Below are 12,178 nucleotides of genomic sequence, written 5' to 3'. Positions count from 1 at the left end.
CCTGATCCGGCGGAGTCACGGTAAGCCCCATGGGGGAGATCTACGGAACCGATCGGTCCGCGGAGCTCGAGGGGATGGGGGTCGTCGATCCTTTGTCGGCGGTCAGGTTCGGCATCCCGCGGCGTCCGCGGCGGTACGTCGATCGGTCGCGGCTGAACAAGCGTTTGCTGCGTGGGGTGGAGCAGCCGTTGACACTGGTCAGTGCGCCGGCCGGCAGTGGAAAGACCGCCCTGGTCGCTGCCTGGGCCGCGGCGCGCCGGACGGCGACGGGTGTCGGCGCGGCCTGGCTGACCCTGGAGGAGCGGGACGTTCCGCGGGCGATGTTCTGGACCGAGGTCCTCGAGGCGTTGCGCCGGCAAGGGGTCGTGCTGCCCGGAACCCGCGACGACACCGCGGACGCGCACGCCCAGATGCTCACCGAACTCGCGACGGTGCTGGCCGACCGGCCGCAACCGGTGACGCTGGTGCTGGACGGGTACGAGATCGCCGCCGCCGAGCAGTCCAGCGACCTCGACTTCCTCCTGCGGCACAGCGATCACGGCCTGCGTCTGGTCATCCTGACCCGGGTCGATCCCACGCTGCCACTGCGTCGTTACCGCCAGGCCGGGATCATCACCGAGATCCGGATGCCGGAGCTTGCCTTCACCGAGGACGAGACCGCACACCTGATGCAGCTGTCGGGGATCACCCTGCGCGGCGACTCGGTGTGCGCGCTGACCTCGCGAACCCGCGGCTGGGCGGTCGGCCTGCGCTTCGCGAGCATGTACCTGGAGCGCAGCGACGATCCGGACGAGGCAGTGGCCGACCTCGCCGGCGACAGCGGCAACATCGCGCAGTACCTGACGGCCGAGATGCTCCGGACACAGTCCGACGACGTGCGCTCGCTGCTGCTGCGCACCGGTGTCGTGGACGTCCTCCAGCCCAGCCTGGTCGAGCAGCTCGCCGGCCGCTCGGCGGGCCGGCTGCTCGAGTCACTTGCGGCTGGCAACGTTCTGGTCGAGCCGCTGCCGGATCACCCCGGCTGGTACCGCTATCACCCGTTCCTGCGGGAGCTGCTGCGGGCCGAGCTCGCGTACGAGGCGCCGCGGCTCCGGCGGATGCTGCTGAAGCGGGCGGCCGACTGGTTCGCCCAGGAGGGGCTGATCGAGTCCGCCGTCGGCCTCGCGTCCGAGGCCGGGGCGTGGCGCGACGCGGCGGCGTACGTCATCGACGGTCTTGCCATCGGCGACGTGCTGCTGCGTGACGACAGCAGCGGAGTGCATCTGATGCTCCGCAAACTGCCGCCCGATGTCGTCGATCCGGGTGCCGCGGTGATCAGGGCCGCGTTGGCGCTGGCCGACCGCGACACGGCTCGATGCGTCCACGAGTTGGAGCAGTTGTCGCCCAAGGAATCGCACGGCGCGCTCGGCCTGGCGGCGGACGTCGTACGGGCGATGTGCGCGTCACTGACCGGCGATCCGCGGACCGTGGCGTACGCCGACCGGGCCGCGCAACTGCTGGGCACGCAAGACTGGCGCGTGGTGGCAGCCCATCCGGAATTGGCACTGCTGATCCGGACGGTCAAGGCGCGGGCGCTGCTGCGTGACGGTCAATTGGCCCGCGCGCGCGACGTCCTGATAGCAGCGGTGCGGGCGAAGGCGCCGGGGTACGAGACGCTGACAGCCGACTGTCTCGGCTACCTCGCGCTGCTCGATTCCTTCGAGGGTTCGCTGCGCGGCGCCAGTGAGTGGGCGGAACAGTCGGCGGCCCTCGTGGAGCGCGCCGGACTGCTCGCGAACGATCCGCCGCCGGCTGCGGAGATCGCGCTGGCCGGCGTCAGCATCGAACGGCACGAACTTCGGGCCGGCGACGATCACGTCCGGGCGGCGATGCGGTCGTACGACGCCTGCGACGAGCCGGTGCTGCGGGCCCAGGCCGCGGTTGTCCAGGCACGGCTGCTCGAGGCGCGCGGAGCGCTCGACGAGGCGATGGCCCTCGTCGAGACGGCCGCCGGTTCCGCCGACGCCGGCGGGACCGGCTGGTCGGCGCATCCGCTGCGCGTCGAAGCGGCCAAGCTGAAGGTCGTCCAGGGCCGGCCCGACGAGGCGGAACGGTTGATCGATCCGTTCGACGGTGCCGCCGACGCGGCGCTGGTCCTCGGTCACGCGCACCTGCAGCGCGAGAACTGGAGCGGGGTCGCGGCCGCGGCCTCCCGGATTCTTGCTCAAGGCAACCAGCCGTTGCAGGCGCGGGTCGGCGCACGGTTGCTGGAGGCGGCGTACGAACTGCACCGTGGTGATCCCGAGCGCGCCCGGACCTCGGTCGCCGACGCAGTCCGCCTCGCTCGGCCGGAGGAACTGCGTCGGCCGTTCTGGGAGGCGCCGCCGGCGGTCCGCCACCTACTGGCCGCGGATCCCGAACTGGCCGGCCGGAACTCCTGGCTCAAGTCTGTTCTCGGTCCCCGGACCAGAGTGCTCCGGATTCGCACCTGTCCGGCGCCCGTGCTCGCGGAGGCCGAGCCGCTCGTCGAGCAGCTCACGCCGAAGGAACTCGAGGTCCTCGGCCACCTCTCCGAGCTGCTCACCACCGAGGAGATCGCGCTGACGATGTTCGTGTCGGTGAACACCGTGCGTACCCATATCCGCAACATCCTGCGCAAACTCGCCGTCTCCCGGCGGAACGAGGCCGTCCGACGTGCCCGGGCGCTGAGCCTGATCCCGGTCTGAGGCTGCCGGGCCGCGGGCCGGCGCCTGGGTACCCACTTGCTGTCAATGTCTTCGTGCAGGTTCGGCGGGGTCGGATCGTCCGGCGCGGGGGATGCCGGCCGGGTCGGTACGGCGCAGTGTCCGGGGCATCCAACCGACGAATGGAGGGGCCGACAATGGCTACCGATCGCGAAGGAATGTGGCCGGCCGGGATGGTCCTGTTCGCCGGCGCGATGCTGATGGTGACCGGGCTGGTCAACATCTTCCAAGGCTTCGTGGCACTGTTCGACGACGACAAGCTGGTACTGACCCCCGAGCATCTCCTCGTGGTGAACACCACTGGGTGGGGCTGGGTCCTGATGGGTTCGGGCCTGCTGCTGATGGCCGTCGGCGGCGGCCTGTTCACGACCAGCACCTGGGCGCGGATCGTCGCGATCATCGTGGTCGCGCTGCACGCGCTCTCGCAGTTCGCCTGGTTCGACGCCTACCCGATCTGGGCGATCATGATGTTCGCTCTGGACATCGCGATCCTGTGGGCGCTCACGGTCGGCTGGTCCGCGGCCCGGTCCCGGATCGAGGGCGACGAGCCGCCATGGCGCGCCGCCGAACCCGACGTACCCCGCCCGGACGTGACCCGGCCGGCCAAGTCGCCGGTCTCCGGTGACTCCGTCAGCCGGTAACGGGGCGGTCAGTCGATGCGGCGGCGGTTGTCGGCGACGTACGGAAGCGGGTCGCCGGAGGCGCGGGCGCCGGCAGCCAGCCAGGCGGCCACTCCGTGCGGCGAACGGCGCTGTAGTTCGTCGAGGTACCGCTGCCGCTGCTCGACCACTCGGAGGCGTTCGGCCGGCGTCGCGGCGGCCTCGAGCTGGAAGTAGCTTCGGCGCCAGGCGAGACACAGCGCCTGGTCGTCGAGCTGCTCGAGGCCGGTACGCCGCTGTCCTGCAGGCTCATCGTCGGAGTGCCTGCCCGACGCCTGCGCGACGTCCCCGGTCGACTGCTCGGTCGACTGCTCGGTCGACTGCTCGGTCGGCTGCGCGGGTGGCTGCTCGTCGTCGGTGGCGAACCAGTGTGTCCGCGCGAACCTGACGACTCCGGGTGAGGTGGCGGCCAGGGACAGGATGATCAGCAGCGCGGTGGTGCCGAAGACCGAGAACAGGCCGGCGGCTGCTGGGCCGAGGAGGGCACCGCAGAGCGTGGTGATGACGATCTTGCGGCCCGCGCGTTGCACGTACTCGCCCGACCAAATGTTGGCCGCGACGACGGCGGCCAGGAGCGCGCCGAACGCGACGAAGACGATCAGCGCCGCAACGCCCCAGCGATCGAGCATCGCGAGGGTGCCGAGTACGGCCGCCGCGACGAGGCACCACCACCACACCAGCCGGCCGATGCCCACTGGTGTGCCGCCCGATCGGCGGAATCGCCGTACCGTCCTGCTCACCCTCAGAAAGGCTGTCAGCTCGGCCCGGGACCTGCCTCATCCTCGCCGGATGAGGCAGCCGGAGGCCGCGGCGAGACAGTGTGGGAGCCGAGGATTCCACCGAAGGGGGAGACCGGCCATGTCGCAATCCACGTCGCAGCCCACGCCCCAGCAGACAGCCCAACAGACGGCACAGCAGACAGCACAGCAGACAGCACAGCAGGCACCGCCGCCGCGGACGACAACGCCGGAGCGCCCGGGGAGTGTTCAGGCCACCACGATGTCGGCCTGGGTGGGTTGGATCGCGTTCGCCGGCGTGATCATGGTGCTGCTCGGGGTCTTCCACGTGCTCGAGGGAATCGTCGCGCTGTTCAAGGACGACTACTTCCTGGTCGAGCGGGCCCGGCTCACGGTGTCGGTCGACTACACCGTGTGGGGCTGGGTGCACATCGCGGTCGGCGCGATCGTCGCCCTGGCCGGCTTCTTCGTGTTTGCCGGCAAGCTGTGGGCGCGCATCGTCGGTGTCCTGGTGGCGATGGTCAGCGCGATCGTGAACATCGGTTTCCTGGCCGCGCATCCGGTCTGGGCGGCCATCATGATCACGATGAACCTGTTGATCATCTGGGCCCTGACCGTCCACGGACGCGAGATCGCGGAGTAGCTTCCGGAACTGATCCGGGAACAGCTCCCCGTTGCCCGCGCCCGCGGACCGACCGTCACGACGTGGGGCGGTACGTCATGACCTCGGGCGGCCGCGGTGCAGGCCGGCGAGTTCCTTCAGGTAGTGCGCACTGGCCTTCGGGGTGCGCTGCTGGGTGTCGTAGTCGACGCGGACGATGCCGAACCGCTTGACGTACCCGTAGGCCCACTCGAAGTTGTCCATCAGCGACCACGCCAAGTAGCCGCGGATGTCGGCGCCTTGTGCGATGGCGTCGGCGACCGCTTCCAGGTGGGTGGTGAAGTACGCCGTCCGGTCGGTGTCCTCGACGTACCCGGTCTCGTCGGGTACGTCGTCGAACGCGGACCCGTTCTCGGTGATGACCATCGGCAGTCCGGGGTAGTCGCGGGCGATGCTGAGCAGCAGGTCGGTGAAGCCTTCGGGGACGATCTCCCAGTCCATCGCGGTCCGCGGCCGGCCGAGCGGCAGGGCACGGCTCACCGGGACGCCGTCGGCGTCAGCGGTACTGCCGTCCTCGGCGTACCCGGTGAACTTCTGGCTGAAGTAGTAGTTCACGCCGAGCACGTCGATCGGCGACGAGATGATCTCCAGGTCGCCGTCCTGGATCGGCAGCTCGGCGCCCTCGCGGGCGAGGTCCGCGACCACGTCGGCCGGGTACTGCCCGTGGACGAGCGGGTCGAGGTAGATCCGCCGGCCCATCCCGTCCGCGCGGCGGGCCGCGTCGACGTCCGGCTCCGCGTCCGAGGCCGGGTACGCCGTCGCGACGTTCAGCGTGATGCCGATGTCGATCGGGCGGGTCGCGGCCGCGCGCAGCTGCTGCGTGGCCAGGCCGTGCCCGAGCAGCAGGTGGTGGACCGCGTTGATCGCGGCCGGGTACTCGCGTCGCCCGGGCGCGTGCAGCCCGTACGCGTACCCGAGCATCGCCGAGCACCACGGCTCGTTCAGTGTGGTCCAGGTGCTGACCCGATCCTGCAGTGCGTCGAACACGAGCATCGCGTACTCGGCGAACCGGTACGCCGTGTCGCGCGCCGGCCAGCCGCCCGCGTCCTCGAGCTCCTGCGGCAGGTCCCAGTGGTACAGCGTCACCCACGGATCGATGCCCTGGGCAAGCAGCTCGTCGACCAGCCGGTCGTAGAAGCCGATCCCGGCCGCGTTGACCGGGCCCTTGCCGCGTGGCTGGATCCGTGGCCAGGCCACGGAGAACCGGTAGGTGTCCAGCCCGAGGTCCTTGATCAGCGCGACGTCGGCCGGCATCCGGTGGTAGTGGTCGCAGGCGATGTCCCCGGTGTCGCCGTTGTCGATCGCACCGGGGACCCGGCAGAAGGTGTCCCAGATCGACGGGGTTCGGCCGTCGACGCTGACCGCACCTTCGATCTGGTACGCCGAGGTCGCGACGCCCCAGCGGAAGCCGGCGGGCAGCCCCGCGACCAGATCGGCAGTACTCATGCTCATGTTCGCCTTTCTCGAGCTGTAGCTGGAGCCGTCACGACGCGGTCCGGCCGGGCAGCCAGCACGCGACGGATCGGGTGGGGTCGTTGCGCGCGGACGGGATCTCCAGGACCGGTACGTCGGTCGAGCAACGGTCGAACGCCTGCGGGCAGCGCGGGTGGAACGAACAGCCGGACGGCATCCCGCGCAGGTCGGGAGGCGAACCGGGGATCCCGGCCAGCTCACGCCGTTCGCCGCGGAGCGCCGGGAAGGATTTCAGCAGGCCCTCGCTGTAAGGGTGCAGCGAGTCCTTGTACAGATCGGCCGAGCGCGCCTCCTCGACGATCCGGCCGCCGTACATGATCGCGATCCGGTCCGAGAACTCGACCAGCAGCGACAGGTCGTGGGTGATGAACAGCACCGAGAACCCGAGCCGCTCGCGCAGCTCGACCAGCTGGGCGAGGATCTGCCGCTGCATCACCACGTCCAGCGCGGTGGTCGGCTCGTCCATGATCACCACCTGCGGCTCGAGCACGAGCGCCATCCCGATCATCACCCGCTGCCGCATCCCGCCGGACAGCTGGTGCGGGTACGCGTCCAGCCGGTCCGCGGAAATGCCGACGAGTTTGAGCATTTCCTGAGCGCGCCCGATCCGGGCCTGTGGGGACAGTTGCGGCTCGTGCGCCCGGATCACGTCGAGCATCTGGGTGGAGACCTTGTGCACCGGGTTGAGCGAGTTCATCGCACCCTGGAACACGATCGACGTCTCCGCCCACCGGAAAGCGCGCAGTTCCGCGTCGGTCAGCGCCAGCACGTCGTAGGGGTCGCCCGACGGCGGGTGGTAGGTGACCGAGCCGCCGCTGATCACACCGGGCGGCGGCAGCAGCCGCGTCACGCCGTACGCCAGCGTCGACTTGCCGCTGCCGCTCTCGCCGGCCAGGCCGAGGACCTCGCCGCGGTGCAGTGTCAGCGTGACGTCGCGGACCGCCTGGACGGCTTCGTCGCCGAGGCCGTAGTCGACGTGGAAGTTCTTGATCTCGAGGACCGGCTCCCTCATGCGACTTCCTCCTCCCGGGGACGGCGGAGCACCGGCGTGATCGGCTCGGCGGCCGCGCCGAGGACCGGGGTGAACCCGACCCGCATCCGCACCGAACGACCGTCCTTCGTACGTACCTTGGTGTGGCCGCTGCTGCGCAGCCGCGGGCTGACGAACTCGTCGATACCGAAGTTGATCAGCGACAGCGCGGTGCCGAGGATCGCGATCGCCAGCCCGGCCGGGACGAACCACCACCAGGCGCCCTGGGCCAGCGCCTGCTGGCTCTGCGCCCAGAACAGGATCGTGCCCCAGTTCCACTCCGAGATCGTCGAGATCCCGATGAAGGCCAGCGTGATCTCGGACATCACCGCGAAGATCACCGTGCCGACGAAGCCGGAGGCGATGATCGCGGTCAGGTTCGGCATGATCTCGAACGCGATCAGCCGCCAGGTGCTCTCACCGGCCGCCCGCGCGGCCTCGACGTAGTCCCGGCGTCGCAAGGACAACGTTTGCGCACGGAGCACCCGCGCACCCCAGGCCCAGGACGTCAACCCGATCACCAGGGCAACCATCAGGTCGCCGGCCGAGGGGATCGTGGACGCCACGATGATGATCAGCGGCAGCGCCGGAATCACCAGGAAAACGTTGGACAACACGGACAGGCTGTCGTCCGCGGCGCCGCCGAGGAAGCCCGCGCTGACACCGATCAGGATCGACAGCGCGGTCGCGACGATGCCGGCCAGCAGGCCGACGAACATCACGCCGCGGGTCCCGACGAGCACCTGGCTGAAGATGTCCTGACCGAGATGTGTCGTCCCGAACCAGTGCTTGCCGGACGGCGGCTGGATCAGGTCGCTGCTGCGCGCGGACGGGTCGTACGGCGCGATCCACGGGCCGATGATCGCGATCAGGCAGAAGAACCCGAGCACGACCAGCCCGGTGGCGGCCTTCGGGTTCGCGACGAAGCGCAGCCGGCGGCGTTTCGCCGGTGCGGCCTCGACCTCCGGCCCTTCCGGCGTGACCGCGGTGATCGTGGTGGCTGGTCCTAGTGAGGTTGTCATCGATCAGCCCTCCTTGCGGGTACGCGGGTCGAGGAGCAGGTACGCGACGTCGGCGAGCAGGTTGGCCACCAGGACCGACAGCGTGATCACCAGGAACACGCCCTGCATCAACGGGTAGTCCTTGGCGCCGACGGCCTGGAACAGGTTGTAGCCGATGCCCGGGTAGGAGAAGACGATCTCCACCAGCAGCGTGCCGCCGACGATGAAGCCGAGCGAGAGCGCGAATCCGGACACGTTCGGCAGCAGCGCGTTCCGGGCCGCGTAGCTGACCATCACCCGGCGCTCGGGCAGGCCCTTCGCGTGCGCGACGGTGATGTAGTCCTCCGACGCGACCGTCACCATCATGTTCCGCATGGTGAGGATCCAGCCGCTCACCGACGAGATCAGGATCGTGATCGCCGGCAGCAGGCTGTGCTCGATCGCGCTGCCGATGAAAGGACCGGTCCAGCTCGGGACCAGCCCCGGCTCGTAGCCGCCCGACGACGGGAAGAGTCCACCCGGCCCGGCGAACAGCGTGATCGCCAGCAGACCGAGCCAGAAGTACGGGATCGACGACAGGAACGTTGTCACCGGCAACAGTCCGTCCATGATCGAGCCGCGCCGCCAGCCCGCCAGCACGCCCAGGGACGTACCGATCATGAAGCTGGCGAACGTGGTGATGCCGACCAGCGCGATCGTCCACGGCAGGCTCTGCGCGAGGATCTCCGAGACCGGCGTCGGGAAGAACGTGAACGACAGCCCGAGGTCGCCGCGGAACACCTGCCCCCAGTAGTCGACGTACTGACTCCACAGCGACGCGTTCTTGTCCAGGCCGAACAGCACGTACAGCGAATTGATCGCGTCGGTGCTCAACTGGCCCTGGAACTTGTTGATCAGCGACGTCACCGGGTCGCCCGGGATCATCCGCGGGATGAAGAAGTTGATGGTCAGCGCCGCCCACGCCGTGAAGAGGTAGAAGGCCAGCCGTTGCAGGAGGAACTTCACTTCGCCGCCCCCTCCTCGTACAGCCAGCAGGCGGCCCAGTGGCCCTGGGTGGGCAGTTCGAACCGCGGCGGCAGGTCGGTGGAGCACTTCGGCATCGCGTGCACGCAGCGCGGGTTGAACCGGCAGCCCGTCGGCGGTGCGATCAGACTGGGCGGCTCGCCGCCGGCCTGGTCCTCGGGCGTACTCAGCTGACCGAGCCGATCGGGGTCCGGCGCGCTCTCGATCAGCAGCCGGGTGTACGGATGCGCGGGATTCTGGGTAACGGTCTCGGAGTCGCCGCCCTCGACCATGCGGCCGGCGTACATCACCAAGGTCTCGTCGGCGAAGTACCGGGCGGACGCGATGTCGTGGGTGATGTAGAGGATGGCGAGATTGAGGCGTTCCTTGAGATCCCGGAGCAGGTTCAGGACGCCGAGCCGGATCGAGACGTCGAGCATCGAGACCGGCTCGTCGGCGAGCAGCGCCTCGGGGTCGGCGCCGAGCGCGCGGGCGATCGAGACACGCTGCCGCTGACCGCCGGACAGTTCGTGCGGGAACTTGTCCAGGTAGCGCTCCGGGGGAGTGAGCTGCACCTGGTTCAGCAGGTCGCGCAGGTTCTGCTCGAGATCGCCTGCACGGCCATGGATCTTCAGCGCCCGGGTCAGGTGGTACCGCACGGTGTGCGTCGGGTTCAGCGAGGCGAACGGGTCCTGGAAGATCATCTGCACCCGGCGCGCGTACGCCCGGAACTTCCGGCCGCCGTGGACGGTGACCGGTTCGCCGTGCAACCGGATCTCGCCGCTGGTGCGCCCGTACAGCTGCGCGAGCAGGCGCGCCACGGTCGACTTGCCGGATCCGGACTCGCCGACCAGCGCGGTCACCCGGCCCCGGCGCAGCGTCAGCCGGACGTCGTCGACCGCGTGTACGGCCTTGTGCTCGCGGGACAGCAGGTCACGGATGCCCCGCCGTACCGGGAAGTGTTTGGTGAGGCCTTCCGCCTCGAGGACAACCTCGGTCTCGGTGACCGTCATAAGACTCCAATCACGGCTCGCCGCGCTCACCGCGCGGAGGGCAGGCCGGAGCCGCGGCGCCGGAACCCGGCGCCGCGGCCCGGTGTCACTGGCTGCCGGCCGGCTTCAGGTTGAGGACGATCTGCAGAGCGTTCTGCTGCGTCGGCTGGGCCGGCGCGTACTGGTTCTGCTCGTCGGGCCAACCGACCCAGTTCTTCGTGCTGTAGAGCCCGCCGACGTTGGACGCCGAGGTGGGAACGACCGGCATCTGCTCGACCATGATCTTCTGCAGCGTGTTCAGGGCCTTGGTGCGGGTCGCGTCGTCCGAGGCGTTCGCGTACTCGTCCAGCGCCTTGGTCGCCTCCGGGCTGTTGAACCGCCCGTAGTTGCCGCTCACGCCGCCCTTGCCGACCGGCTTGAGGATCTTGCCGTCCATGATGTTCTGGTAGATGTCGTACGGCGTCGCGCCGCCGTTCGTCCAGTGCATGCCGGCGTCGAAGTTGCCCTCGTCGAAGGCCTTGAACCAGGCGTCCTGGTTGGCCTTGTCGACGGTCGCCTTGATGCCGATCGTGGACAGGTTGTCCTTGATGATCTCCAGATCGGTGATGTAGTCGGACCAGCCGGCCGGGTCGGTCAGCGTGATCGTCACCGGCTTGCCGGTCGGGTCCTTCAGCGTGTCGCCCTCGAGCTTGAAGCCCGCGTCGCTGAGCTCCTTCTTGGCGGCCTCGACGTCGACCTTGTGCAGCGCGTCCTTGTACTCCGGGGCGATGAACGACTCACCGGCCGGCGTCGGGATCCCGGTCATCGACTCGACCTTCGGGTAGAAGTACCCGGCCTCGCCCTGGTGGAAGATGTCGTCGCGGTTGATCACGTGGTTCATCGCGCGCCGCAGCGCCGGGTTGTCGAACGGCTTGCGGGTGGTGTTGATCCACAGACCGTGGATGCCCAGGTTCGCCGGGAACCACAGCTTGTGGTGCTCCGGGTCCTTGTCCTGGTAGACGGCCTTCACGTTCGGGACGAAGACGAAGCTCCACTCCGACTGGCCGTTGGACAGTGCGGTGGTCTGCGCGTTGTTGTCGTTGTACGACGTGTACCGCAGCTCCTTGACCTTCGGGAGCTCCTGCCAGTACGAGTCGCGCAGCGTCAGCGTGGTGGTCTGCGGGGTGAACGACTTGACCGTGTACGGGCCGGTGCCGATCGGGTTCTTCAGGGTGTCCTGGGTCGGGTCGGCGAGGGTCGACCACTGGTGCTTCGGCACCACGAACGCGGTCAGGATCTTGTTCTGGTTGACGAACTGCGACCGCGTGAAGGTCAGGTCGACCTTGTTGCCGGTGGCGGTGATGGTGCCGTACGGGATCGCCTCGGGGTTGAGCGCTTCCTTGTCCTTGCGGAGCTGGAACGAGTACGCCACGTCCTCGGCGGTCATCGGCTTGCCGTCGGACCACTTCACCCCGTCGCGAACGGTGAGCGACAGCTTGGTGTAGTTGGCGTCCCACTTCCACTCGGTCGCCAGCCACGGCTTGCCCGGCTCGGTCGGTTTGATCCCGTTGATCATCACCAGCGGCTCGAAGATCATCCAGCGGTAGCCCAGCGAGGCGCCCGAGGAGGAGCCGAGGAACGGGTTGTGGTTCTCGGTCTGCGGTCCGTTCGGCATGCCGACGTTCAGAACGGTCGCCCCGCTGGTCGAGCCGCTGCCGGCCGTGCTCCCGTCCCCGCTGCTACAGGCAGCCAAAGCAGCTGCCGCGAGCAGGCCCGAAAGGGCCAGCGCGACTGTGCGTCGTGCTCGCATCGGTTCCTCCTGTGTTTCTGTTGGCGGATGGCCCACCCTGAGCCGGTGGGCCAGTGCATGGTGGCGTGAAAGCGCTCTCATGGGAAGAGCTCACGCCCGATCGTTGCGGTG

General features: G+C 69.1%; 10 protein-coding genes. 3 read left to right on the top strand and 7 right to left on the bottom strand.

The annotated features are described in order from the left end of the window. Positions 1-29: 29 nt before the first annotated feature. Both AB0B82_RS23855 and AB0B82_RS23850 read left to right on the top strand, forming a co-directional pair. A complete protein-coding gene (locus AB0B82_RS23855; RefSeq protein WP_360172448.1) occupies positions 30-2,705 on the top strand; it encodes a LuxR C-terminal-related transcriptional regulator in 2,676 nt (891 codons plus the stop codon). Between the two features lie 155 nt (positions 2,706-2,860). Continuing rightward, positions 2,861-3,364, top strand: coding sequence for a hypothetical protein (locus AB0B82_RS23850; RefSeq protein WP_360172445.1), 504 nt, complete (start codon positions 2,861-2,863; stop codon positions 3,362-3,364). An 8-nt stretch (positions 3,365-3,372) separates the two neighbouring features. On the opposite strand, the gene AB0B82_RS23845 is transcribed toward AB0B82_RS23850, so the two are convergent. Beyond that, positions 3,373-4,122: a hypothetical protein gene (locus AB0B82_RS23845; protein ID WP_360172442.1), complete on the bottom strand. Its 750-nt coding sequence runs from the start codon at positions 4,120-4,122 to the stop codon at positions 3,373-3,375. A 118-nt stretch (positions 4,123-4,240) separates the two neighbouring features. On the opposite strand from AB0B82_RS23845, the gene AB0B82_RS23840 reads away from it, so the two are divergent. Continuing rightward, positions 4,241-4,762, top strand: coding sequence for a hypothetical protein (locus tag AB0B82_RS23840; RefSeq protein ID WP_360172439.1), 522 nt, complete (start codon positions 4,241-4,243; stop codon positions 4,760-4,762). Positions 4,763-4,837: 75 nt separating this feature from the next. Here AB0B82_RS23840 and AB0B82_RS23835 read toward each other — a convergent pair whose 3' ends face one another. The 6 genes from AB0B82_RS23835 to AB0B82_RS23810 all read right to left on the bottom strand — a co-directional run bounded on the left by AB0B82_RS23835 (position 4,838) and on the right by AB0B82_RS23810 (position 12,067). Beyond that, positions 4,838-6,226 carry a GH1 family beta-glucosidase gene (locus AB0B82_RS23835; protein ID WP_360172436.1) on the bottom strand — a complete coding sequence of 463 codons (1,389 nt, stop codon included), beginning with the start codon at positions 6,224-6,226 and terminating at the stop codon, positions 4,838-4,840. 37 nt (positions 6,227-6,263) lie between these two features. Continuing rightward, positions 6,264-7,265 (bottom strand): ABC transporter ATP-binding protein, encoded by a 1,002-nt coding sequence (locus tag AB0B82_RS23830; RefSeq protein ID WP_360172433.1) that lies wholly within the window; start codon positions 7,263-7,265, stop codon positions 6,264-6,266. After that, on the bottom strand, positions 7,262-8,305 hold the full coding sequence (locus AB0B82_RS23825; RefSeq protein WP_360172430.1) for an ABC transporter permease: 1,044 nt from the start codon (positions 8,303-8,305) through the stop codon (positions 7,262-7,264). The genes AB0B82_RS23830 and AB0B82_RS23825 overlap by 4 nt, the downstream gene beginning before the upstream one ends. Before the next feature lie 3 nt (positions 8,306-8,308). Then, the gene (locus AB0B82_RS23820; RefSeq protein ID WP_360172427.1) at positions 8,309-9,289 is read right to left on the bottom strand and encodes an ABC transporter permease; all 981 of its coding nucleotides are present in this window, start codon (positions 9,287-9,289) and stop codon (positions 8,309-8,311) included. Continuing rightward, positions 9,286-10,299: an ABC transporter ATP-binding protein gene (locus tag AB0B82_RS23815; RefSeq protein WP_360172424.1), complete on the bottom strand. Its 1,014-nt coding sequence runs from the start codon at positions 10,297-10,299 to the stop codon at positions 9,286-9,288. Before AB0B82_RS23815 ends, AB0B82_RS23820 begins: the two co-directional genes overlap by 4 nt. An 85-nt stretch (positions 10,300-10,384) precedes the next feature. Further along, positions 10,385-12,067 (bottom strand): ABC transporter substrate-binding protein, encoded by a 1,683-nt coding sequence (locus AB0B82_RS23810; protein ID WP_360172421.1) that lies wholly within the window; start codon positions 12,065-12,067, stop codon positions 10,385-10,387. Positions 12,068-12,178: the final 111 nt, after the last annotated feature.

Source organism: Kribbella sp. NPDC048915 (assembly GCF_040649595.1).
GTDB lineage: Bacteria > Actinomycetota > Actinomycetes > Propionibacteriales > Kribbellaceae > Kribbella.
Note: the sequence above shows the minus strand (reverse complement) of the source record. Positions and strands in the feature narration are given on the sequence as shown.